We start from the raw sequence: 22,004 nt of genomic DNA, 5'->3' as shown, positions 1-22,004 counted from the left end.
CCAAGGAGGAATGATGCCCGCACTTGTCATTACCCGTGGCCTGCCCGGCTCTGGTAAGACCACCTACGCCAAGCGGTGGGTGGCCGAGGATCCTGAGCGCCGCTTCCGCGTGAACCGCGACGACCTGCGGGCCATGGGCCACGGCGGTAGGGCCGGTGTGCGGTGGCAGGAGGACGCGGTGACCACCGCGCAGAAAGCGCAGGTGCTCGCACTGCTGCGCGCCGGCCTGAGTGTGATCGCGGACGACACGAACTTGCCGGACGCGTCGGTGGAGCAGTGGCGGCAGCTTGCCGAGCAGGCCGGGGCGCACCTGGTGGCGGTCGACCTGCGGGAGGTGCCGGTGGAAACCTGCATCGCCCGAGATGCGGCCCGTGGTGCCGGCGGTGGCCGGCTGGTGGGTGGAGACGTCATCCGCCGGATAGCCGACGAGGGCCGGTGCCGGGTGCTCGACGCCGCGTAGCCGGCAGGGAGCCGGGGGCCGCCCGCGCGGCGGGACACACCCGCTGTTTCCGGCCGACGCCGCAGGGTAGGGCAGAGCAGGACCCGGCCGGCGAGCGCGAGGAGACGGCCGTGAGCGAGAACCAGTACACCCAGCAGGACCCGACCCAGCAGTACGCGCAGGGTCAGCCCGAGCAGCAGCAGTCCCCGCCGGGCACGACGCGACAGATGCGCCCGAAGCCGCCGACGCCCGCGATACGGTCCGGCTGATCGAGGAGGCCGGGCGGCGGGGCATCGCCGTACGGGGCGACATCACCGACGAGAGCGGCAAGACTCCCTGGTACCCGCTGGTGGACGAGGGCTGGGACCGCGGCCGGTGCCTGTTCCAGCTGCAACGCTGGTACGGCATCGACTGGCCCCGGTCGTGCTGCGTGGGCTTCCCTATTAGATCTTCGTGTGACGACTCCAAGTGTTGCCGCGTTGATCTCCCAGTGGTGCGTGCATTGGGTGCCGAGGAACGGCGCCGTAGTAGCAAGTGATCATCCTGTCCTCCAGCGGTGGACCGGCCTTGGTGAGCGTGAGGCCGCGTGCCGGATCGACCCCGGCGATGCCTTTGGTGGATCCCGAGCAGCGGGTGGACGCCCGGCTGACGTTGTACCTGACGCGGTCCTCCTTCGCCCGGCTGGCCCGCAGCAGGGGCCTCCGGCCGTCGGGGTAGGTTCGCCGACACAACGGTCTCGATGGGAAGATCAACGGGGAATGGACGCCAGGACCGAAGAACTTCGGGACGCGCATGACGTGCTCTCGGAGTGGTACGCCAAGAACCTGGTCGGGGTGCTCGAGAGCATGCCGATCGAGCGCGCGATGCTCGACCTGTTCGCCGAGATGACCTTGGCCGTGGGCCCGCAGATCGCCGACGTGGGCTGCGGCACCGGACGGCTTCTTCCCTACCTTGCGAGCCGGGGTCTGTCGCCTCGCGGCGTGGATCTCTCGCCCAAGATGATCGAGGTGGCACAACGGGAGAACCCCGGTTTCACATACGAAGTTGCCGATCTGCGCGATCTGCCGTTCGAGGACGCCTCGCTGGCTGGAGTGGTCTGCTGGTTCTCGCTGATCTACCTGGCACCAGACGCCAGGATCCCGGCCTTCGCCGAACTCGCCCGGGTAGTAAAGCCGGGCAATACCTGGTGACCGCCTTCAAGCACGGCGACGGCACCGGGCACCGTAACCCTCCCGGCAGCCGCGTCGAGAGCTTCGGCATCGACTTCGACCGCTACTGGCTCTCCGCTCGAGAAATGGAGGAACGCTTCGCCGCCGCCGGGTTCACCTTGATCTTCCAGGGCAGCACGCCACCCGAAGAACCGGAGCCCTCATACGGGTGCATGCTTGTCCGCAAGACTGACTTCGGAGGTGCGTAGCTGGCGAGTTTGTCGTCTCGGGTGGCGAGTCCCCGCCAGTGTTGCGCCGGTTGAAGCCACGTTCGACCTGGTTACGGCGCCGGTAGGCGACTGGGTCGAACGTCGGTGGTCGGCCGCCGCGTCGTCCTCGGACCCGGAAGCCCCCGGGCACGGCTGTCGGAGCGGGTGCGCCCCGGCAGCGGGCCCAGCCCCGACCCCAGGCCATCACCAGCTCCGGCAGGGTCGGGTCGCCGCCGCCGGGTGTGGGCATGTGCGTGGCCGGGGTGGGGCGGTCGGTCACCGGCGTGCGCCGGTCACTACGGCCGCTCGGCCACGTAGGTGCCACGCCCCGGCTGGCCGGTGATCAGCTCCCGGTCGTGCAGGAGCGAGAGCGCGCGCGAGGCCGTGTTCATGTGGACGCGGTACGCCTCGGCCAGCTCACGGGTGGAGGGGAGCTTGTCGCCGGGCTTCAACTCGCCGCTCTTGATTTTTGCGGCGATGTCGTTGGCGATCTGGCGGTATGGGGCTTGTGCTGTGGGCATGGTGAGGACTCCGGTTGGTTCGGCGTCATCGATCATGCCGGACCTGCACCAGTAACTGCAATAAGCAGTCGTGTCATGACTCTCCGGGGTCGACCTACACAAACATTTTGTGTAAGTTGCTGGGTGTCCGGCTCCGGTTGGTTCGGCAAACCCTCGGAGGTGGGCATTCGAGTGGGCTCCGAGGTCGTACCGCCGATGAGGGCTGCGGTCGCGGGGCCGGCGGTCCGGTCCGCGTTCCCCCTTTGTGCGGACCGGGCCGCCTTCCACGACGGAGGACGACTGGAGGAGTGATGAGAATCCTGGGACGGCTGTTCCGGTCGACGGAGCGGCCCCGGCACGGGCGGCCGGAGCAACACAGGCGGCGGTCGCCGAACGAGGGGTGGTACCGCTCGGCCACCTGCCGGTCCCTGACCGCCGGGCAGGTCCGCGACCGGCAGTTCCGCAGCGTGCGTCGAGGCGGGCTCGACCCGCTCGAGGTGTACGCGTTCCTGCAGCGGGTCGCCGGTGAGCTGGCCGCCGCCCGGCGTGAGCTGACCTACACGACCGAGGAGAACGTCCGGATCAAGCGGGCGCTGCGGAGCTGGCAGTCCCGGTTCGCGCCGAGGGCGCACCGGTGAGCGGGGGCGTGCCGGTGAACCGGGCACGGGAGCGCTTCGTGGTGCACCTGCCGGTGGTCGCCACCGACCTGGCCGGGGCGTTGCGCTTCGCCCGGTCGGTCACCCGGGCGGTGAGCTTCCTCGCCGACGTCGACCGGGGCGAGACGACGGTCTCCGCCGAGGACGCGCAGGGCGTACGGCACCGGGTGTTCTGCGACCGGTTGTTCGCGCGCGGCCGGCGCTGTCCACGGCCGGCTGGACACGACGGCGACTGTGGTGCCGAGCGACACCGGTAGGTGGCGGGAGTCGACACGATGGTCGGTGTCCCGGTGGCGGTGCCGGCCATCGACCGGAAACACCGGGGTGACCGATTGGCCCGACCGGCCACCCGGCCAGCGTTACTTGTGTGTTGCCGCCACATAGCCCGTGGGTGACGTCACTCCTAGCGTGAGCCGACAACGGATTTCCCTTCCTCCGAGTCCTCACGTGGAGTCGCAATGACGGTCCGGACGACGCGGCGCGCGGTCCTCGCCGCCGCCACCATGATGGCCGCGGCGGTCGCCGCGACCGCCTGTGGCAGCCCGCAGGAGACCGCCTCCGGTGGCGGTGACGACGCCGCCCCGGTCAAGGTCGGCCTGGTGTACTCCCAGTCGGGAGCGCTGGCCAGCTACGGCAAGCAGTACATCGAGGGGTTCCGGGCCGGCCTCGACTTCGCCACCGGCGGCACCGGCAAGGTCGACGGCCGCACCATCGAGGTGACCGAGGCCGACGACGCCGGTGACCCGGCCAAGGCGGTGTCGGCGGCGAAGGACCTGATCGGCAAGGGGCACAAGATCATCGCCGGGTCGACCGCCTCCGGGGTCGCGTTGCAGGTCGCCCCGATCGCCGCGCAGAACAAGGTCCTCTTCATCTCCGGTCCGGCCGCCACCGACGCGGTGACCGGCGCGAACCGCTACACGTTCCGGTCCGGCCGGCAGTCGTACCAGGACGTGGTGACCGCGAAGTCGTTCATCGGCGACCCGGCGGGCAAGAAGGTCGTGGTCTTCGCCCAGGACGGCGCGTTCGGCGACGCCAACGAGGCTGCCGTCAAGGCCGTCATCGGCGGTGCCGGCGCGACGGTCAGCAGCGTCCGGGCCCCGGCCAGCGCCACCGACTTCACCCCGTTCGCCAGCCAGATCACCGCCGCCAAGCCGGACCTGCTCCTCGTCGCCTGGGCCGGCACCACCGCCCCGGCCATGTGGCAGACCCTCGACCAGCAGGGCGTGCTGACCTCCACCACGGTCGTCACCGGCCTGGACATCCGCGCCTCCTGGGCGACCTTCGGCGCGGCCGGCAGCAAGATCTCGTTCCTGTCGCACTACTTCGACGGGGCCAGCGACACCGAGGCCGCCAAGGCCCTCAAGGCGAAGGTGACCGGCGGGGCGATCGACCTGTTCCACCCGGACGGCTTCGCCGCCGCCCAGATGGTCGTCCGCGCGGTCGCCGAGGGTGGCGACGACGTGGAGAAGATGGTCACCGCGCTGGAGGGCTGGAGCTTCGACGGGGTCAAGGGCGAGATGACGATCCGCAAGGAGGACCACGCCCTGCTCCAGCCGATGTACCAGGCGAAGCTGTCCGGCAGCGGCACCACGTTCACCGCAGCCGCCCGGAAGAGCCTCACCGGCGACGAGACCGCGCCGCCGGCCGTGGCAATGAAGGGCTGATCCGACGATGCTCGCCACCCGCGGTCTGACCTGGCGGATCGGTGAGGTCGCCATCGTCGACGACGTGCACCTCGACCTGGCGCCCGGGGAGTTCCTCGGCGTGATCGGGCCGAACGGCGCCGGCAAGACCTCACTGTTCAACCTGATCACCGGCCTGCGTCGCCCCACCGGGGGCACGGTCCTGCTGGACGGGAGGGACATCGGCACCCTCCCGCCGCACCGGCGGGCCCGGCTCGGGCTGGGGCGTACCTTCCAGGCGTCCTCGGTCTTCGGCTCGCTCAGCGTGCGGGAGAACGTGCGGCTCGCCGTCCAGGCGTACCGCGGGGGTTCGATGAAGCTGTGGCGGCGGGCAGCGGCCGACCGGGAGGTGGTCGCCGCCGCCGACGCGGCGCTCGACCGGGTCGGCCTCGCCCACCGGGATACGGCACTCGCCGGCACCCTCGCCCACGGCGAGAAGCGCAAGCTGGAGATCGCCCTGCTGCTCGCCGGCGAACCCCGGGTGATGCTGCTGGACGAGCCGATGGCCGGGGTCAGCGTCGAGGACGTCCCCGAGCTGGTCGCGGTGATCAAGTCGCTGACCGGGGACAACGGCCGGGCGGTGCTCATGGTCGAGCACCACATGGACGTGATCCTGGAGCTGGCCGACCGGATCGCCGTGATGCACCACGGCGCGTTGCTCGCCTGCGACACCCCGGAGACGGTGATGGCCAACGCCACCGTCCAGGAGGCGTACCTGGGGGAAGCCCTATGACCGCCGCGATCCTGACCGTCGAGGACCTGTCGGTCCGGATCTCCGGGCTGCACATCCTCCAGGGGGTGTCCTTCACGGTCGCCCCGGCCGGGGTCACCGTGCTGCTCGGCCGTAACGGTGTCGGCAAGACCACCACGCTCCGCGCGGTCGTCGGGCTCACCCCGGCCGGCGGCGAGGTGACCGGCCGGGTCCGGATGGGGGAGCGCAACCTGCTCGACCGCCCCACCCACCGGCTGGTCCGCGACGGCCTCGGTTACGTGCCCGAGGACCGCTGCGTCTTCGCCGGCCTCACCGTCGCCGAGAACCTGCGGCTCGCCGAACGGCGCGGCACCACCCCGGCGTACGACCAGGTGTTCGCGCTCTTCCCCGAGCTGGAGCGGCGCGGACGCCAACGGGCCGGATCGCTCTCCGGCGGCCAGCAGCAGATGCTCGCCATCGGCCGCGTGCTGCTCAACGACAACCGGCTGCTCCTGGTCGACGAGCCGACGAAGGGGCTCGCCCCGAAGGTGGTGACCGAGGTGGCCGAGGTGCTGGAACGGGTCGCCGAGACGGTGCCGGTGCTGCTCGTCGAGCAGAACCTCGCCGTGGTGCGCCGGCTCGCCACCGACGCGGTGGTGATCGATGCCGGGCGGGTCGCCTGGAGCGGCGACGCCCGGGACCTGCTGGCCGAGGCGGAGCTGACGACGTCCCTGCTCGGCGTCGGATCGGCGGAGGCGCACCCCCCGAGCCCCGCAGTCGCGAGGAAGGACCAGCTCACATGAGCACCGTCGTGCTGCTCACCCTGACCGGCCTCGGGCTGGCCGCGCTCTACTTCCTGGTCGCCTCCGGGCTCTCCCTGGTGTTCGGGCTGGCCGACGTGCTCAACTTCGCGCACGGGCTCTTCCTCGGCGTCGGGGCGTACGCGACCTGGTGGGCGGCGGGGCACCTGCCCGGCGCCGGCCCGGACGACCTCGGGTTCGTGGTGGCCGCCGCCTTCGGCGTGCTCACCGGCGCGCTGGTCGCGGTGCTGGTGGAACTGGTGTTGATCCGGCCGCTCTACTCCCGCACCATCGCGCAGGTCCTGGTGACCGTCGGGCTCTCGCTCGCCGGGGTGGCGCTGCTCCAGGCGGTGTGGGGAGCCGACCCGCGGCCGTTCCCGCGCCCGTCCTGGACCCGGGAGGTGACCCCGGTGTTCGGGGCGAAGGTGCCGAACGCCGGGCTGCTGCTGATCGTCGCCGCGGTGCTGGTGCTCGTCGCGCTGCTGGCCTTCCTCCGCTTCACCCGGTACGGCCTGGTGATCCGGGCGGGGGTGGAGAACCGGGAGATGGTGACCGCGCTCGGCATCGACGTCCGGAAGGCGTTCACCCTGGTCTTCGCGATCGGCGGGGCCGCCGCCGCGCTGGCCGGGGCGCTGGGCGGGGTCTACTTCGGCTCGGTCTCGCCCGGCCAGGGCAGCTCGCTGCTGATCTTCGCGTTCATCGTGGTGGTGATCGGCGGGATGGGCTCGGTGGTCGGCTCCGCGTACGCGGCCGTCGCGGTCGGGCTGCTGCAACAGTTCGTCAACTACTACGGCACCTCCGGCCTCGGCGACATCTGCGTCGTCGCGCTGCTGGCCGTGGTGCTGCTGCTCCGCCCGCAGGGCATCGCCGGAAAGGTGGCCACCGCATGACGAACTCCGTGGTCGACGGTGTGGTGGATCGGCCGACGGCAGCCGCCCCGGCGGAGCCCGGCCCGTCGGTGTGGCACCGCCTGCGGCCGTTCCTGCCGCTGGTGGCTCTGGCGGTCGCGGCGATCCTGCCGTACTCGACGGTGCACCTGCCGGGGATCTTCGAGGGGCCGCTGAACTCGCCCGGAACCCTGCAACTGCTCGCCATCTGCCTGATCTTCGGTGGGCTGGCCGCCGGCTACGACCTGCTGTTCGGGCGGACCGGGATGCTCTCCTTCGGGCATGCGCTCTACTTCGCCGCCGGGGTGTACGGCACGGACATCCTGGTCACCAAGGCCGGGTTGCCGCTGTGGCAGGCGGCGCTGCTCACCCTGACCGGCGGGACGATCCTCGCCGCGCTGCTCGGCGCGGTCGCGCTGCGGACCGTGGGCATCGCCTTCGCCATGGTCACCCTCGCCCTCGCCCAGGTCGGGGCGATCCTGGTCGCGCGGGACTTCGGCGGGCTGACCGGTGGTGAGGAGGGGCTGCCGCTGGACGTCTCCGGGCTGCCGGCGGCGCTCGTCGGCGTGACGAACACGGTCAACCTGTACTGGCTGGCGCTGGCGTACCTGGCGGTGGTGGTGCTGGTGGTGCACCGGGTCACCGCCTCGCCGACCGGGCGGGTGCTCGCCGGGCTGCGCGACGACGAGCGGCGGGTGGGGGTGCTCGGGCTGGACCCGTACCGGTTCAAGCTGGTGGCCTTCACCCTGGCCGGCGGGCTGGGGACGGCCGCCGGGACGGTCTACTGCCTGATCGTCGGCGGTGCCTCGCCGCACATCACCTCCAGCGAGCTGACGCTCTCCCTGCTGGTCATGGTGGTGCTCGGCGGACCGGGCACCCGTTGGGGCCCGGTGCTCGGCGGCATCCTCTACATGTACCTGGACCACCGGCTGACCGCCTTCGGGGCGTCCGACGCGGTGGACGCGCTGCCCGGCTGGCTCAGCGCCCCGCTCTCCCAGCCGCTGTTCGTGCTCGGCACGGTGTTCATCCTGGCGGTCTACTTCTTCCCCGGCGGCCTCGCCACCCTCACCCACCGCCTGACCCCCCTCCGCGCCGCCCTCACCCGCCGCCGCTCTCCTCGCTGACCATGCGGGCGGCGCGGTCCGCCACGCGCCGCCCGCCCATCCTGTGATCGACACCGGCCCGCCCCGGGGTGGCTGGTAGAAAGGGCGGATGGGGTGGGACCGGGCGGCGGTACGGGAGCGGGCCGAGGCGGTGCTCCGGCGGTTGGCCGGTGCGCACGCCCGGCTACGTGAGGACCAGTGGCGGGCGATCGAGGCGCTGGTCGTCGACCGTCGGCGGGTGCTCTGCGTCCAGCGCACCGGGTGGGGCAAGTCGGCCGTCTACTTCGTCGCCACCGCCCTGCTGCGGGAGCGGGACAGCGACACCGCCACCGACACCGCCCCCACCGGCGGTGTCGGGCCGACGGTGATCGTGTCGCCGCTGCTGGCGCTGATGCGCAACCAGGTCGAGGCGGCGGCTCGGGCCGGTATCCGGGCCCGCACCATCAACTCGGCGAACCTCGACGAGTGGGACGGGATCACCGCCGAGATCCACGCGGGCACGGTCGACGTCCTGCTGATCAGCCCGGAGCGGCTCAACAATCCGGACTTCCGGGACACCGTCCTGCCCCGCCTGGCCGCCACCACCGGGCTGCTCGTGGTCGACGAGGCGCACTGCGTCTCGGACTGGGGCCACGACTTCCGCCCCGACTACCGCCGGCTGCGGACGTTCCTGGCGAACCTGCCCGCGCGTACGCCGGTGCTCGCCACCACGGCCACCGCCAACGCCCGGGTCACCGCCGACGTCGCCGAACAGCTCGGCACCGGCCAGCCGGGCGATACTGCCGTCCGGGACGACGTCCTGGTGCTGCGGGGCGGCCTGGACCGGGAGTCGCTGCGGCTGGCCGTACTCGACCTGCCCAGCCCGGCGCACCGGCTCGGCTGGCTCGCCGACCACCTGGACCGCCTCCCCGGCTCGGGGATCGTCTACACGCTGACCGTGGCGGCGGCGGGGGAGACCGCCGAGTTCCTCCGGTCCCGCGGCTACCCGGTCGCCGCCTACACCGGGCAGGTCGAGGACGCCGACCGCCGGGCCGCCGAGCAGGACCTCCTCGACAACAAGATCAAGGCGCTGGTGGCGACCTCCGCGCTCGGCATGGGCTTCGACAAGCCCGACCTCGGCTTCGTCGTGCACCTCGGCGCACCACCCTCGCCGATCGCCTACTACCAGCAGGTCGGCCGGGCCGGGCGGGCCGTCGAGCACGCCGAGGTGCTGCTGCTGCCGGGTGCCGAGGACGCGGCGATCTGGCGGTACTTCGCCTCGCTCGCCTTCCCACCGGAGGAGCAGGTCAGGGCCGTGCTCGCCGCCCTGCGCACCGACCGGCCGCTCTCCACCCAGGCCCTCGAACCCGTGGTCGACCTGCGCCGGGCCCGCCTGGAGATGATGCTCAAGGTGCTCGACGTCGACGGTGCGGTCCGCCGGGTGCGCGGCGGCTGGCTCGCCACCGGCGAGCCCTGGACCTACGACGAGCCCCGGTTGCGCCGCGTCGCGCAGGCGCGCACCGCCGAGCAGCAGGCGATGCGCGAGTACGCCGGCACGCCCGGGTGCCGGATGCGTTACCTGCGGGACTGCCTGGACGACGACACGGCCACCGACTGCGGCCGGTGTGACCGGTGCGTCGGGCCGCTCTTCGACGCCACGGTCTCCGGGCCGGCGCTCACCGCCGCGCAGGCGTTCCTCGGCCGCCCCGGGGTGGACCTTCCGCCGAAGAAGCTCTGGCCCACCGGCCTGGACACGGTGGGCGTACCGCTGAAGGGGCGCATCCCCGCGACGGAGCAGGCGCTGCCGGGACGCGCGGTCGGGCGTCTCTCCGACCTCGGGTGGGGTGGGCGGTTGCGTGCCCTGGCGGGTCCGGACGCCGCCGACGCGCCGCTGCCGGACGACGTCGCCGGCGCCGTGGTCGAGGTGCTCAGAGCCTGGTCCCACGGGGACGACCCCTGGCCGCGTCGTCCGGTGGGAGTGGTGGCGGTCGGTTCCCGACGGCACCCCCGGCTGGTCGGCTCGCTCGCCGAGCGGATCGCCGCGATCGGCCGGCTGCCCCTGCTCGGCCAGGTCACGCCGACCGGCGCCGCCGGCCCGGACGGTCCGCGCGGCAACAGCGCCCAACGGGTACGCGTGCTGCACGACGCCTTCGCCGTACCGGACGAGCTGGCCGCCGCGCTCGCCGGACTGACCGGCCCGGTACTGCTGGTCGACGACCTGGTCGACTCCGGCTGGACGTTGACCCTGGTGGCGCGGTTGCTGCGCCGCCACGGCGCGCCGGACGTCCTGCCCCTGGCCCTGGCCGTCGCCGGCTGAGACCCGGGCCGCCCGGCCGGCGCGTCGGGGGACGGACCGGGTGGGAAAAGTTCCCGGCCAGGGCGGAATGCGACCGTTACCACCGCGTCGCCGTGGCCGCCCGGTGACCGGCCGTCCCGACGGTACCGTGAACCTCATGAACGACCAGTTCCCCGTCAGCACCCTCCGGCTGGCGCTGGTGGTGGCCGGGCTGGTCCTCTCGTTGATCGCCGGCTTCGGCATCGGGCGGCTCAACCCCCCTCCGTCGTCGGTGGCGGGGACGTCCACGACGGCCGGCGCCGAGCACACCCACCCGGCGGGCACCCCCGCGCACGCGCACCCCGACGGCCCAACGGCGGAGGTCGGCGGCCTGGCCGTGACCTCGGCGGGCTACACCCTCGTGCCGCTGGACGGGACGTTCACCGCAGGCCGGGCCGACGAGTTCCGCTTCCGGATCCAGGAGACGGGGCAGCGGCCGGTGACCCGGTTCGCGATCGTGCACGACAAGCCGATGCACCTGATCGTGGTGCGCCGGGACCTTTCCGGTTACCAGCACCTGCACCCGACGATGGCCACCGACGGCACCTGGTCGGTGCCGCTGACCCTGCCCGAGCCGGGGATCTGGCGGGCGTACGCCGACTTCGCCGCGCTGACCCCCGACGGCGCGCAGACGCCGGTGACCCTCGGGGTGGACCTGGTCGTGCCCGGCGCGTACGCCCCCCGGGAGCTGCCCCCGGTTGCCCGGACCGCCACCGTCGACCGGTTCACCGTCGACTTCCAGGGCGATCCCCGCATCGGCGTGGACGCGCCGATGGCGTTCCGGGTGCGCGTCGGGGACACCACGCCCACGCTGGAGCGCTACCTCGGCGCGTACGGACACCTGGTGGTGCTCCGCGAGGGCGACCTCGGCTACCTGCACGTGCATCCGGAGACGGAGCTGGCCGGGAGCGCGGTGATGTTCCGGCTCACCATGCCCGGCCCCGGTCGCTACCGGTTCTACCTCGACTTCCAGGTGGCCGGTGAGGTGCACACCGCCGAGTACACGGTGACGATGCCCTGACGGTGCGGGGCGGCGGGGCTCAGCCGGCTCGGCGGGCGGGCCGGTGGGCGAGGTACCGCAGCAGGTCCCGGATCTGGTGCTTCTCCTCGGCCGGCACGGTCGGGTCGGCCAGCCGGTCGAGGATCACCCGGACGTCCGCCTCGACCGGGGCGTCGTCGGCCCGGGGCCGGGCCGCCGGGGCGCCGTCGGGCAGGCCGAGCGCCCGGAACGCCGCGGTGACCGGCACGTCCAGGGCGGCGCAGAAACCCCGGACCTTGGCCAGTTCGGGGTAGTCCTGCCAGTCGCCGGCCAGCCAGCGGAAGATCGTGGACCGGCCCACCCCGGTGTGCGCGGCCAGGTCGGTGACGGTCCACCCGCGCTCCCGGCGGGCGTCGTCGATGGCCCGCCGGACGAAACGCGCGAAGGCCATCTGCGGCGAAACCTCTGCGGAGCCCATGGTCGGGTGTCCCTTTCCGGTGGGTTGCACCGGACGGTGCGTCTTCGAGGGTAATACCACCAGCGCGGCAGGGGACCGCCCGATCGTCGGGCCGTCACCCCGATCCGTCGTACGGCGGTCACTGCCGGGGTCGACCGGCCTCGCGGCGGCCGTCGCCGAGGAGCTTCTCCAGGCGGGGCGTGACCTGCCACTGCGCCACCAGGGCGCGGTAGTCGGCGTGCTGGTCGTCGCTGGCCGCCGTCGTGGTGCGTCGGGCGCGGATCAGCAGGTTCCGGGGGGTGTGGCGGGAGTCGACGAACTCCACCACCTCGGCCCGGTAGCCGTGCAACCGGAGCAGGCCGGCCCGGAGCGCGTCGGTGAGCACGTCGGCGAAGCGTTCCCGCAGGATGCCCTGCCGGGTGAGCAACTCGTACGGGGCCGGGGCGGGGCGGGCGCGCAGCTGCGCGGCGAGGTCGTGGTGGCAGCACGGGGCGGCGAGCACCCACCGGGCCCGCCACCGGACCGCCCGGGCCAGCGCCTCGTCGGTGGCCGTGTCGCAGGCGTGCAGCGCCAGCACCAGGTCGGGGGCCGGGTCGACCTCGGCGTCGAGGATGGTGCCGGCGACGAACCGGACCCGCCCGGCCCAGCCGAGCCGCTCGGCGAGACCGGTGTTGCGGTCCCGCTGGTCCTCCCGGACGTCCACGCCGACGAGTTCCACGTCGAGCCCGCGCCGGGTCAGGTAGCGGTACGCGGCGAAGGTGAGGTACGCGTTACCGCAGCCCAGGTCGACCACGCGCAGCGGCCCGGTCAGCTCGTCGGGGAGGGTGGCGGCGAGGGCCCGGAGGAAGGCGTCCACCTGTCGGCGCTTGGCCGCCGAACCACCGATCTCGGCGAAGATCGGGTCACCCGGGTCGAGCAGGTACTCCTTCTCCCGGTCGTGACCGTCGGACGCGGCGGCGGGGCGGGCGGCGGCGGCCCGGTGCACCTGCGCCTCGCCGGACTTGGTCACCCGGAGCTGGACGGTCGCGTCGGTGGTCTCCACGTGCCAGTTGCCGAACGGCTCGGCCAGCAGCGCGTCGACGGCCTCGTCCGCCTCCGGGCCGGGGGCGACGTTGCGGGTGTACGGGCGGTTCCCGTCGGAGGTGGAGATCTGGAGCCGGGGGCCGGCCTTCAGGGCCACCGGCCGCAGTTCGGCGCGCACCACCGAGGGGTGCTGCCCGCGGCGTCGTCCGGCGGCGACGGCCCTGGTCAGGGTGGGGCCGAGCAGCAGGGCCCGGAGGTCGGTGAGGGCGTCGTCGAGCGGTACGGGCATCGGTCCATCATCCTCGCCGGCCCACCGGTCCCACCCGGCGGCCCGTCCGCACGGATCGGCTGTCCCGCCGGTGCCCGGCTGGCGTGGGTTGGGTGCTCCCACCTGGCGGCCGGACGTGAACGTCCCCCGCACCGGCGGACCGGTGCGGGGGACGTGTCGGCGCGGGCCGGGTCAGTCCGCGACGGCCTCGGCGGGCGTCCCGGTGGTGGAGCCGGCGCCACTGCGGCGGCGACGCCGCCGTCGGGGCTTCGCCTCGCCCTCGGTGGCGGTGGCGCTGCCGGCGGTGTCGTCCGTGATCACGGCGGTCGGCGCACCATCGGTGATCACCTCTCCGGCCCGACGACGACGCCGACGGCGCGGGGTGCGGGAGGTCTCCTCCTCGCCCGCGACGGCCTCGCCCGCGACGGCCTCGCCCGCGACGGCCTCGGTCGCCGGCGCGGCCTCGGAGCCGCGCTCGCGGGATCGGCGCGGGCGGTCGTTGCCGCCGCGCCGGCCGGTCTCGCCCCGGCGGCGGCCACCGCCGAGGTCCTCCTCGATCTCGGCGGAGAGCCCGGCCCGGGTCCGCTCGGCGGTGGGCAGGGTGCCGGTCATCTCGGTGGAGATGCCCAGGTCGGTGTAGAGGTGGGCGGAGGTGTGGTACGTCTCCGGCGGCTCGGGCATGTCCAGCCCGAGGGTCTTGTCGATGATCCGCCAGCGCGGCATGTCGTCCCAGTCGACGAAGGTCACCGCCACCCCCGTCGCGCCGGCCCGGCCGGTCCGGCCGATCCGGTGGGTGTAGGTGTCCTGGTCCTCCGGACAGTCATAGTTGATCACGTGGGTGACGCCGCTGACGTCGATGCCGCGCGCGGCGACGTCGGTGGCGACCAACGTGTCGATCTTGCCGGCGCGGAACGCCCGCAGGGCCCGCTCCCGCGCGCCCTGTCCCAGGTCGCCGTGGACGGCGGCCACCGCGAAGCCCCGGAAGTCGAGGTCCTCGGCCACCCGGTCGGCGGCCCGCTTGGTCCGCGTGAAGATCATGGTCAGGCCGCGCCCCTCCGCCTGGAGGATCCGGGCCACGATCTCGATCTTGTTCATCGAGTGGGTGCGGTACGCGAGCTGCTGGGTCTGCGGCGACGGGCCGGTCTCGGCGGTGTGCCCGGCGTGGATCGTGACCGGCCGGCGCAGGAAGCGCCGGGAGAGGGTGACGATCGGGTCCGGCATGGTGGCCGAGAAGAGCATGGTCTGCCGGTCCTCCGGCAGCATCGACAGGATCTTCTCGACGTCGTCGAGGAAGCCCAGGTCGAGCATCCGGTCGGCCTCGTCCAGCACCAGGGCGTGCACCCGGTCGAGCCGGAGGTGCTTCTGCTTGGCCAGGTCGAGCAGGCGGCCCGGGGTGCCGACGAGAATCTCGACGCCCTTGCGCAGCGCGTCGATCTGCGGCTCGTACGCGACGCCGCCGTAGATCGGCAGCACCCGCACGTTCCGGGTGCGACCTGCGGCGGCGAGGTCCTTCGCCACCTGGATGCCCAGCTCACGGGTTGGTACGACGACCAGCGCCTGCGGCACGCCGTCGCTGCCCTCGCCGGGCGCGAAGACCCGCTCGAGCAGCGGGACGCCGAAGCCGAGGGTCTTGCCGGTGCCGGTCGGCGCCTGGCCGATCAGGTCGGTGCCGCGCAGCGCGATCGGCAGCGCGTACTCCTGGATGGCGAAGGCGCGGGTGATGCCGGCGGCGGCGAGCGCCTCGACGGTTTCCTGCCGCGCGCCCAGTTCGGCGAAGGTCGGTGCCTCCGGGCGGACCGGAGCCGTCGGGGCCAGTTCCTGGCCGTCGCTCACGAGGTCTGTGGGGGCCAGTTCCTGGCCGTCCGTGTGGAGATTCTGTTCGCTCATGTGGTGTTGGGGGTGCCCTCTCGTGGTGCGCCCCGTCATGTCCTCAGGGCGCGTTCGGTGTGGCGCGGGCCACACGGTCGGCGGCGGAACGCCGTGCCGGACCGGGCCGCACGCGCGCCGTGGGCAGGACGTCCAGCCGGATCGACGGCCGCACCTGCGGCGGGCGAACATCAGAACGGCGCCCACGGCAACTACCCCATACTAGCTGGTTAACCGGGATGTCGTCCTGATCTGCGCGGGCGGTGGCGCACTCGGGGGTCCGCCTTGTGGTCCAGGTCACAATAACTCCGGTTCGGGAATTCGTGATCGGCTGCCCCACGCCGCACTCCGCCGACGGGTAACCTGCGCTCGTGTCCGCCGCCCCCGCACCCCCGTCCGCCGTCGTCGATCTGCTCGGTCTGGTGGCCCTCGGCGAGCTGTTCGCCTTCGACCGGATGGCCGCCGACGCCCGGCTCGCCCCCGATCTGCGGCGCCGGGCGGAACTCAGCGCCATGGCCGCGGCGGAGATGAGCAACTACCGACGGATCGCCGACCGGCTCACCGAACTGGGCGTACTGCCCGACGACGCGATGGCGCCGTACGTGACGGCGTTGCAGGCGTACCACGACTCGACCGAGCCGAGGGACTGGCTGGAGGCGGTGACCAAGGCGTACGTCGGGGACGCCGTCGCCGACGACTTCATCCGGGAGATCGCCGAGGCGCTGGCCGAGCCGGACCGGCAGCTGGTCCTCGACGTGCTGCACGAGTCCCGGTACGCCGACTTCGCGGCCGCCGAGATCCGGGCGGCGATCGAGGTGGACCCCCGGGTCGCCAACCGGCTCTCCATGTGGGCGCGGCGGCTGGTGGGGGAGGGGCTCTCCCAGGCGGGCCGGGTGGCCGCCGCCGACCGGGGCGCGCTGACCGGCCTGATCGTCCGGGACGGGGACGGGGACGCGCAGAAGCTGTTCCGCCGGCTGACCGCCGCCCACACCGAGCGGATGACCGCGGTCGGACTCAACAACTGAGCGGCGGTGGTGCGTGGAATCGGGGCGGTACGGGGCCGGTCCGCGGCAGGTGAGCTTCCGGCACCTGCCGCGGCGACCCGGGTGGTCCGGCGGGCGGTGGACCCGACCGTCAGCGGACGGTGAACCCGACCGACCGCGGCGCGGCCTCGGCGATCTCCACGTAGGCGAGCTTGCTGACCGGCACGATGACCCGCCGGCCCTTCTCGTCGGTCAGCGAGAGCGTCCCGTCGCCGGCGATGGCGTCGGTCACGATCTGCTCGATCTCGGCCGGCGACTGCGCGCTCTCCATGACCAGCTCTCGGGGCGCGTACTGCACGCCGATCTTGACCTCCACTGTGCCTCCTCATCCGGGCGAAACGACCGCCCTCGGAAGGCTAGCCGATCCGGACGGGCGATGGTCACGGTGACTCGGTTTGCCCCGCCCCCGTCGCCGGCTCCCCCTGGAGCGGGAAGCTGGCGATGCCCCGCCAGGAGAGGGCGGCGAGCAGCGCCTCCGCCTCCGCCTTCGGCACCTGCCGCCCGCCGCCGAGCCAGAACTGCGCAGCGCTCTCCGCCGCCCCCACCAGCCCGGACGCGAGCAGCTCGGCGTGCGCCCGGCTGACCCCGGTGTCGGAGATGATCGTGTCGGTGATCGCCGCGATGCAGCCCTGCTCGACCCGCTCCACCCGCTGCCGGACGGCCGGGTCGTTGCGCAGGTCGGACTCGAAGACCAGGCGGAACGCCTCGCTCTCGTGGTCCATGAAGTCGAAGTACGCCCGGACCGCCCCGCCGACCCGCTCCTTGTTGTCGCTGGTCTCGCGCATCGCCTCGTGCACCTTGGCCACGATCGCGTCGCAGTGGGTGTCCAGCAGGGCGAGGTAGAGCTCGAGCTTGCCCGGGAAGTGCTGGTAGAGAACGGGCTTCGATACCCCGGCCCGCTCGGCGATGTCGTCCATCGCCGCCGCGTGGTAACCCTGCGCGACGAACACCTCCTGCGCCGCCGCGAGCAGCTGCCTGCGCCGCGCCGACCGGGGCAGGCGCGTGGGACGGCCGGCCGTCTGTGAGCCGTTCCCCACAGCTGTCATGGGAACCTCCGAGTTCGTCGTACGAGCTGGTACTTCCTACCCGAACCGGTCGGGTCACTCGCCCCGCCGTGGAATTTGGCCCGCCGCTGTAACTTATCGCCACTGTCACCACACGGTAGCCTCAGCGGGGGCGACCAAGGAGCGCGCGGTGGATGAAACAGGGCAACCCGGTGCCGCCACCCCGGGAGAGCACGGCGATGGGACGGGTCAGCAGGATGACCTGGCTCACTCGGCCAGCGCATGGGCGCCGTCGGGCGCCGGCTGGTCCCGTGCCGCCGACGGGTCCCGGGGGGAACCGGCCCGCACCCAGTGGCGTCCCGCCGACCCGGGCCACGGCTGGGCCACGTCGTCGTCACAGCACGGCGACCTGCCCACCCCGCTGCCCGGTGTCGACGAGGTGAGCGAACTGCCGAGCCGGGTCAACGGCCGGCGGCTCAACGGTCACACCCACCGCGACGAGGCTCCCGGCGCGCGGCAGGTGCCGGTCAGCGCGCCTCCCGGCCCGGCCGGGGAGCCGCGTGATCCCGACCACGGTCGGCTCGCCGTCCCGGCGCAGCGGCCCGCGCCCGCACGGGAGCAGACCGGCGAGCCGGGGCGGGAGTCCGCCGCCCTCCGCTATCCGACCGGCGGGCAGCCGGTGGTGCCCTCGGACGACACCGCCGTCCGCCACCCGACCGGCGGGCACCCGGTGCTTCCCCCGGAGGGCCGCTCGGCGCGGCACGCCTCGGACGAGCCATCCGCCACGCCTCCGGAGCGCCGGGTCGAGGGGGTACGCCCGACATCGGTGCCCCCGGCCGAGTCGCCCGTCGGGTTCGACGCACCGCCTCCGCCGCCGTCGCCGGTGGATCGCCCGGGTGACGGTCCGAGCCGGGGCGCCGCCCCGCCCGTCTCTCCGGCCTGGGGCGAGCCGGCCGACCCGTATCCGGCCGAGCCCGGGCCGGCTGGTCCGGCACCGTCCGACGTCGGTGTCGACGCCGAGCGCCGGCCCTGGACCTCGCACACCGAACCGGAGCGCCCGAGCTGGGCCGGGGGTGGCTGGGCGCCGCCGTGGTCCCGCGAGGGTGGCGGCGGCCGGCGTTCCCGCGCCGAGCGGCACCGCGAGAAGGACGAGCCGACCGGCCGGTGGCCCCGGGAGGAACGGCCCCGCGAGGACGTGCCACCGGCGTGGGCGCCCCCACCGTCCGAGGCCCGGGAGCCCGAGTCACGTCGCCTCCCCGACCCAACCCGAACACCGCCGACCGACCCCGCCGTCCCCGGGACGCCGTCGACCCACGGTCCGGCGACGCCGTCGACGGAGCCCGGCTCCGGTCGCGCGGCCCGGACCGAGTCCGGCCCGACACCCACGGCCGAGGCCGGTGGCGCGCGGCTGTCCCCACCGGACACCGGTGGGCCGTACCGGTCCGGGGGACGACGCTCCTACGAGCCGGAGGCGGAACCACGCCGGCCGTACCCGCCGGTGGACCAGACCGCGTGGGCGCCCGGGCGGCCGGCGTCCGCGCCGTTCAGCGCCCCGCCGGTGCCGTCCAGCGCCCCGCCCGCGCCCTCCCCGACCGACCCGACGGAGCCGTCCGGCGGCCGTCCCGAGAACCGCACCGTCCGGCCCTTCCGGCTCCGGCCCGAGGCGGCCGAGGCCGACCATCCCCCGTCGGCCCCGCCGCCCGGTCACCACCCGGACCGCCCCGGTGCCGGTTCCCTCGCGGCATCCGCCACGAGCGGCGCCGGGCGCGTCGACCCCATCCCATCCGCGCCCGCCCCGGCGAGCGCATCCCTGTACACGGCCCGTCGATCCGCGCCCGACCCGGTGTCCCCGGCTCCGCCCACCGCCGCCGACCGCCACCCGGGTGGCAGGCCGGTGGTGCTGCCCCAGCGCGTACCCGCCGAGCCGGACGTGCCCGTCGTGCCGGAGCCGCCAACCGTGGAGCCCCCCGCCCAGACCCCCGAACTCGCCCGCATCGCCACCCACCTGCGGCGGGAGGACGAACCGGCACCGCCCCCGCAGGAGCGACCCGAGGGGTTCGACGTCAACGCGATCCTCGACGCGGTCCGGGGCGTGGCGGGGGTGCGCGACGCGTCGCTGCGCCGTACCGCGGCCGGTGCGCACAGCCTCCGGCTCGATCTGGCGGACGGCGCGGACGCGGCCGAGGTGAGCCGCATGGTCGCCCGCCTGCTCCAGGAGCGGATGGGTCTGGCCGCCGCGCCACAGGACGTGCCCGGCACCGCGCCCATGCCCGAACCGCCGGTGCGCCGCAGGACCTCGCCCCCGCCGGAGGGCCGGGCCGAGGTGCCGGCCGACGTACGCCGTCGCCGCCGGCAACCCGGCACCCCCCGGGGGCGGGCCAGCGTGGAGGAACAGCCCACCCCGTGGGCCGCCTTCGGTGGCGCGGCCACCGGGAGCCCCGTGGCGGCCACCGGGAGCCCGGCGACGCTGGCCGCCTCGTACTCAGGGGCGCAGCGGACCACGACGGAGACCGCGCCGTCCCGGCCGCTGGACACCGGCGGGCCCCCCGGTCCCCGGGTGGTGATCGACCACGTGCAGGTCAGCACCTTCGGTCTCGACGCCGACGTCGAGGTACGCCTGCTGGCCGGCGCACGTAACGCCTCCGGGCGTGCCGTCGGGCCGGCCGTCGACGGGTACGTCCTGCGCCTCTGCGCGGTGGCCGCCGCGGCGGCCGTCGACGAGCTGCTCCGGGTGGCCGGCGCCGGGCGTGGACGGTGCTTCGTCGAGCACGCCGCCGTGGTGCCCTTCGGCACCTGCGAGGTGGCCACGGTGGTCGTCCTGCTGGTCTGTGACGGCTGGGTCGAGCAGCTCGCCGGTTCGGCGCTGGTCTCCGGCGGCGACCCCCGGCAGGCCGTGGTCCGGGCCGCTCTCGCGGCGGTCAACCGTCGATTGGAAGCGCTGCTGACCTGAGTGTCCGGGGGCAGACTGGAAGCATGAAGCCCGCGACGCTCGGCCCGGACGATCTTCTCCCGGCGGACCGGATCCCACCGCCGTGGCCCGGTCGGTCGGTGCTTCTCGACGGCACGAGGATCCACGTCCGGGACACCCCGGCGACCGCCCCGGACGCGGAACCGGCGCTCTACGTGCACGGCCTGGCCGGGTCGGCGCAGAACTGGACGGACCTGGCCGGGCTGCTCGCCGGACGCCTGGACGGTCAGGCCGTCGACCTGCCCGGCTTCGGTCTCAGCGACCCCGGCCACCGCTACACGATCGATGCCTTCGCGGACCGGATCGTCCGGTGGATCGAGGTCTCCGACCGTGGTCCGGTGCACCTGTTCGGCAACTCGCTGGGCGGAGCGGTGGCGGTCCAGGTGGCCGCGCTCCGGCCCGAGCTGGTCCGGACGCTGACGCTGATCTCGCCGGCCCTGCCCTTCCTCGACTTCCGCCGGTCGTTGCAGGGGCGGATGCTTCCCCTGCTGGCGATCCCCCGGGGCGAGCGGCTGGCCGCCTGGCGGCTGGCCCAGCTGGCCCCCGAGGCGATGGCCCAGCAGGTTATGGAGGCGTGCATCGCCGACCTGAGCCGGATCGGGGAGCAGCGACGCCGGGAGGCGCTGGAGGAGATCCGTCTCCGGCACCAGACCGAGCACCACGCCGCGGCGTACGTGCGGACGTTCCGCGGCATCGTCTCCTGTTTCCTGCGGTCGTACCTGCCGGGGTCGAGGTCACTGTGGCGGATGGCCCACGCGGTCCAGGCGCCGACCCTGGTGATCGGCGGGCGGCACGACCGGCTGGTCGACGTACGGGTGGCGCCGCAGACGGCCCGGGTGATCCCGGACAGCCGGCTGCTGATGCTCGACGCCGGGCACGTGGCGCAGATGGAGCTGCCCCGGACGGTGGCGCGCGCGGTGCTGGGACTTCTCGACGACGTGGCGCCCGTGCGCGACCCGGGGTGACGTGGCACGCTGAGCGGGATGTCCTCCCCGTTCTCCCGCCCCCGACGTCCACTGTGGAACGCCTACGCCCTGGCCGCGTCGGCGACCGCGGTCGTGGTCGCGGTCGTCACGGCCGTGCTGCCCGCCCGGTCCGGCACCCGGCCGGCCGGCACGGAGCCGGCCGGCACGACATCGGGCGGCTCCGTGCCGGCCGTGACCGGCTCGGCCACGGCCGGATCGGGCACCGCTCCGGCCGCCCCGCTCGCCGCGCCGGTTCCGTTCTCCTCCGTCACCGCGTCCCCGCCGCTGCTGCGGATGCCGGGCCCGGTGCCGTCGACCGGGCGGGGCACGTTCGGCTACGACGACCGCCCGGGTGAGCTGCTGGGCCGCGCGGGCACCCTGCGTCGCTACCGGGTGGCGGTGGAGGCGGGCTCCGGGGAGGACGCCCGGACGTTCGGCACCGAGGTGGAACAGGTGCTCGCCGCTCCGGGCAGCTGGATCGGCAGTGGGCGGCTCCGCCTGCAACGGGTGCCGGGGAACGCGCCACACGACTTCACCGTCTACCTGGCGACCCCCCGGACGGCGGGCACGATGTGCGCGGCGGGTGGGGTGAACATCCGGGTCGGTGGCCGGCCGTACACCTCCTGCCGGGCACCGGGAAAGGTGATCATCAACCTCGACCGGTGGCGGACGTCGGTGCCGCACTTCGTCGGTGCCGGGGTGCCGCTGACGACCTACCGGGCGTACGTGGTGAACCACGAGGTCGGTCACGAGCTGGGATACCGGCACGAGCGCTGCCCGAAGCCGGGGCGGCCGGCACCGGTGATGATGCAGCAGACGCTCTTCCTGAAGGGGTGTGTCGCGAACCCGTGGCCGTACCTCGACGGCCGGCGCTACGCGGGCCCCCGGCTCTGACCCGGCGGACCCGGTCGTCGGCGACCCACCTGTGAGGGGTTTTCGCGG

The 22,004-nt window shown here is 73.9% G+C and carries 21 protein-coding genes and 1 pseudogene; 16 read left to right on the top strand and 6 right to left on the bottom strand.

Annotation, left to right across the window (positions count from 1 at the left end):
• The first annotated feature begins 13 nt into the window (after positions 1-13).
• The 3 genes and pseudogenes from GA0074694_RS03220 (at position 14) to GA0074694_RS03205 (ending at position 1,856) form a co-directional block, all read left to right on the top strand.
• Positions 14-460 carry an AAA family ATPase gene (locus tag GA0074694_RS03220; RefSeq protein WP_176737759.1) on the top strand — a complete coding sequence of 149 codons (447 nt, stop codon included), beginning with the start codon at positions 14-16 and terminating at the stop codon, positions 458-460.
• A gap of 110 nt (positions 461-570) precedes the next feature.
• Positions 571-708, top strand: coding sequence for a hypothetical protein (locus GA0074694_RS03215; RefSeq protein ID WP_245714526.1), 138 nt, complete (start codon positions 571-573; stop codon positions 706-708).
• 489 nt (positions 709-1,197) lie between these two features.
• A pseudogene (locus GA0074694_RS03205) lies at positions 1,198-1,856 on the top strand (class I SAM-dependent methyltransferase).
• A 296-nt stretch (positions 1,857-2,152) separates the two neighbouring features.
• Here GA0074694_RS03205 and GA0074694_RS03200 read toward each other — a convergent pair.
• Entirely contained in the window at positions 2,153-2,377 is a 225-nt protein-coding gene (locus GA0074694_RS03200; RefSeq protein WP_091458574.1) for a GntR family transcriptional regulator, read from the bottom strand.
• Between the two features lie 290 nt (positions 2,378-2,667).
• Between GA0074694_RS03200 and GA0074694_RS03195 the strand changes: the two genes are divergently transcribed.
• The 9 genes from GA0074694_RS03195 (at position 2,668) to GA0074694_RS03155 (ending at position 11,510) form a co-directional block, all read left to right on the top strand.
• Positions 2,668-2,994, top strand: a complete 327-nt coding sequence (locus GA0074694_RS03195) for a DivIVA domain-containing protein (RefSeq protein WP_091452156.1) — start codon at positions 2,668-2,670, stop codon at positions 2,992-2,994.
• Entirely contained in the window at positions 2,991-3,269 is a 279-nt protein-coding gene (locus tag GA0074694_RS03190) for a hypothetical protein (protein WP_245714525.1), read from the top strand. Before GA0074694_RS03195 ends, GA0074694_RS03190 begins: the two co-directional genes overlap by 4 nt.
• 201 nt (positions 3,270-3,470) lie before the next feature.
• Positions 3,471-4,676, top strand: a complete 1,206-nt coding sequence (locus tag GA0074694_RS03185) for a substrate-binding domain-containing protein (protein ID WP_091452153.1) — start codon at positions 3,471-3,473, stop codon at positions 4,674-4,676.
• 7 nt (positions 4,677-4,683) lie between these two features.
• Positions 4,684-5,427: an ABC transporter ATP-binding protein gene (locus tag GA0074694_RS03180; RefSeq protein WP_091452150.1), complete on the top strand. Its 744-nt coding sequence runs from the start codon at positions 4,684-4,686 to the stop codon at positions 5,425-5,427.
• Positions 5,424-6,188: an ABC transporter ATP-binding protein gene (locus GA0074694_RS03175; RefSeq protein ID WP_091452145.1), complete on the top strand. Its 765-nt coding sequence runs from the start codon at positions 5,424-5,426 to the stop codon at positions 6,186-6,188. The genes GA0074694_RS03180 and GA0074694_RS03175 overlap by 4 nt, the downstream gene beginning before the upstream one ends.
• Positions 6,185-7,075 (top strand): branched-chain amino acid ABC transporter permease, encoded by an 891-nt coding sequence (locus GA0074694_RS03170; RefSeq protein ID WP_091452142.1) that lies wholly within the window; start codon positions 6,185-6,187, stop codon positions 7,073-7,075. The genes GA0074694_RS03175 and GA0074694_RS03170 overlap by 4 nt, the downstream gene beginning before the upstream one ends.
• Positions 7,072-8,196 carry a branched-chain amino acid ABC transporter permease gene (locus tag GA0074694_RS03165; protein ID WP_091452139.1) on the top strand — a complete coding sequence of 375 codons (1,125 nt, stop codon included), beginning with the start codon at positions 7,072-7,074 and terminating at the stop codon, positions 8,194-8,196. Before GA0074694_RS03170 ends, GA0074694_RS03165 begins: the two co-directional genes overlap by 4 nt.
• An 88-nt stretch (positions 8,197-8,284) precedes the next feature.
• Positions 8,285-10,471 carry a RecQ family ATP-dependent DNA helicase gene (locus GA0074694_RS03160; protein ID WP_091452136.1) on the top strand — a complete coding sequence of 729 codons (2,187 nt, stop codon included), beginning with the start codon at positions 8,285-8,287 and terminating at the stop codon, positions 10,469-10,471.
• A 136-nt stretch (positions 10,472-10,607) separates the two neighbouring features.
• Complete coding sequence (locus tag GA0074694_RS03155; RefSeq protein WP_091458569.1) at positions 10,608-11,510, top strand: hypothetical protein; 903 nt, start codon at positions 10,608-10,610, stop codon at positions 11,508-11,510.
• A gap of 19 nt (positions 11,511-11,529) precedes the next feature.
• Here GA0074694_RS03155 and GA0074694_RS03150 read toward each other — a convergent pair whose 3' ends face one another.
• The 3 genes from GA0074694_RS03150 to GA0074694_RS03140 form a co-directional block, all read right to left on the bottom strand.
• On the bottom strand, positions 11,530-11,946 hold the full coding sequence (locus tag GA0074694_RS03150) for a helix-turn-helix domain-containing protein (RefSeq protein ID WP_091452134.1): 417 nt from the start codon (positions 11,944-11,946) through the stop codon (positions 11,530-11,532).
• A 118-nt stretch (positions 11,947-12,064) separates the two neighbouring features.
• A complete protein-coding gene (locus GA0074694_RS03145; RefSeq protein ID WP_091452130.1) occupies positions 12,065-13,237 on the bottom strand; it encodes a class I SAM-dependent methyltransferase in 1,173 nt (390 codons plus the stop codon).
• Between the two features lie 171 nt (positions 13,238-13,408).
• Positions 13,409-15,103 carry a DEAD/DEAH box helicase gene (locus GA0074694_RS03140; protein WP_091452126.1) on the bottom strand — a complete coding sequence of 565 codons (1,695 nt, stop codon included), beginning with the start codon at positions 15,101-15,103 and terminating at the stop codon, positions 13,409-13,411.
• 350 nt (positions 15,104-15,453) lie between these two features.
• On the opposite strand from GA0074694_RS03140, the gene GA0074694_RS03135 reads away from it, so the two are divergent.
• On the top strand, positions 15,454-16,107 hold the full coding sequence (locus GA0074694_RS03135; RefSeq protein ID WP_091452123.1) for a ferritin-like fold-containing protein: 654 nt from the start codon (positions 15,454-15,456) through the stop codon (positions 16,105-16,107).
• 109 nt (positions 16,108-16,216) lie between these two features.
• On the opposite strand, the gene GA0074694_RS03130 is transcribed toward GA0074694_RS03135, so the two are convergent.
• The gene (locus GA0074694_RS03130) at positions 16,217-16,441 is read right to left on the bottom strand and encodes a DUF3107 domain-containing protein (protein ID WP_091452120.1); all 225 of its coding nucleotides are present in this window, start codon (positions 16,439-16,441) and stop codon (positions 16,217-16,219) included.
• A gap of 64 nt (positions 16,442-16,505) precedes the next feature.
• Positions 16,506-17,171: a TetR/AcrR family transcriptional regulator gene (locus tag GA0074694_RS03125; protein WP_091452117.1), complete on the bottom strand. Its 666-nt coding sequence runs from the start codon at positions 17,169-17,171 to the stop codon at positions 16,506-16,508.
• A gap of 1,153 nt (positions 17,172-18,324) precedes the next feature.
• Here GA0074694_RS03125 and GA0074694_RS32555 point away from each other — a divergent pair.
• From GA0074694_RS32555 to GA0074694_RS03110, 3 genes are read left to right on the top strand one after another with little or no spacing between them, the layout of a single operon-like run.
• Positions 18,325-20,079 carry a hypothetical protein gene (locus GA0074694_RS32555; protein WP_245714708.1) on the top strand — a complete coding sequence of 585 codons (1,755 nt, stop codon included), beginning with the start codon at positions 18,325-18,327 and terminating at the stop codon, positions 20,077-20,079.
• A 23-nt stretch (positions 20,080-20,102) separates the two neighbouring features.
• Positions 20,103-21,062, top strand: a complete 960-nt coding sequence (locus GA0074694_RS03115; RefSeq protein WP_091452110.1) for an alpha/beta fold hydrolase — start codon at positions 20,103-20,105, stop codon at positions 21,060-21,062.
• A gap of 18 nt (positions 21,063-21,080) precedes the next feature.
• Positions 21,081-21,956, top strand: a complete 876-nt coding sequence (locus GA0074694_RS03110; RefSeq protein ID WP_091452107.1) for a DUF3152 domain-containing protein — start codon at positions 21,081-21,083, stop codon at positions 21,954-21,956.
• Positions 21,957-22,004 lie beyond the last annotated feature (48 nt).

Source organism: Micromonospora inyonensis (genome assembly GCF_900091415.1).
GTDB classification, from domain to species: Bacteria; Actinomycetota; Actinomycetes; order Mycobacteriales; family Micromonosporaceae; genus Micromonospora; species Micromonospora inyonensis.
Note: the sequence above shows the minus strand (reverse complement) of the source record. Positions and strands in the feature narration are given on the sequence as shown.

Bases quoted from the DNA above. Each gene is read 5' to 3' on its own strand.
- GA0074694_RS03220 (WP_176737759.1), top strand. From the start codon at position 14: ATGCCCGCACTTGTCATTACCCGTGGCCTGCCCGGCTCTGGTAAGACC.
- GA0074694_RS03200 (WP_091458574.1), bottom strand. From the start codon at position 2,377: ATGCCCACAGCACAAGCCCCATACCGCCAGATCGCCAACGACATCGCC.
- GA0074694_RS03195 (WP_091452156.1), top strand. From the start codon at position 2,668: ATGAGAATCCTGGGACGGCTGTTCCGGTCGACGGAGCGGCCCCGGCAC.
- GA0074694_RS03185 (WP_091452153.1), top strand. From the start codon at position 3,471: ATGACGGTCCGGACGACGCGGCGCGCGGTCCTCGCCGCCGCCACCATG.
- GA0074694_RS03180 (WP_091452150.1), top strand. From the start codon at position 4,684: ATGCTCGCCACCCGCGGTCTGACCTGGCGGATCGGTGAGGTCGCCATC.
- GA0074694_RS03175 (WP_091452145.1), top strand. From the start codon at position 5,424: ATGACCGCCGCGATCCTGACCGTCGAGGACCTGTCGGTCCGGATCTCC.
- GA0074694_RS03170 (WP_091452142.1), top strand. From the start codon at position 6,185: ATGAGCACCGTCGTGCTGCTCACCCTGACCGGCCTCGGGCTGGCCGCG.
- GA0074694_RS03165 (WP_091452139.1), top strand. From the start codon at position 7,072: ATGACGAACTCCGTGGTCGACGGTGTGGTGGATCGGCCGACGGCAGCC.
- GA0074694_RS03160 (WP_091452136.1), top strand. From the start codon at position 8,285: ATGGGGTGGGACCGGGCGGCGGTACGGGAGCGGGCCGAGGCGGTGCTC.
- GA0074694_RS03155 (WP_091458569.1), top strand. From the start codon at position 10,608: ATGAACGACCAGTTCCCCGTCAGCACCCTCCGGCTGGCGCTGGTGGTG.
- GA0074694_RS03150 (WP_091452134.1), bottom strand. From the start codon at position 11,946: ATGGGCTCCGCAGAGGTTTCGCCGCAGATGGCCTTCGCGCGTTTCGTC.
- GA0074694_RS03145 (WP_091452130.1), bottom strand. From the start codon at position 13,237: ATGCCCGTACCGCTCGACGACGCCCTCACCGACCTCCGGGCCCTGCTG.
- GA0074694_RS03140 (WP_091452126.1), bottom strand. From the start codon at position 15,103: ATGAGCGAACAGAATCTCCACACGGACGGCCAGGAACTGGCCCCCACA.
- GA0074694_RS03125 (WP_091452117.1), bottom strand. From the start codon at position 17,171: ATGACAGCTGTGGGGAACGGCTCACAGACGGCCGGCCGTCCCACGCGC.
- GA0074694_RS03115 (WP_091452110.1), top strand. From the start codon at position 20,103: ATGAAGCCCGCGACGCTCGGCCCGGACGATCTTCTCCCGGCGGACCGG.
- GA0074694_RS03110 (WP_091452107.1), top strand. From the start codon at position 21,081: ATGTCCTCCCCGTTCTCCCGCCCCCGACGTCCACTGTGGAACGCCTAC.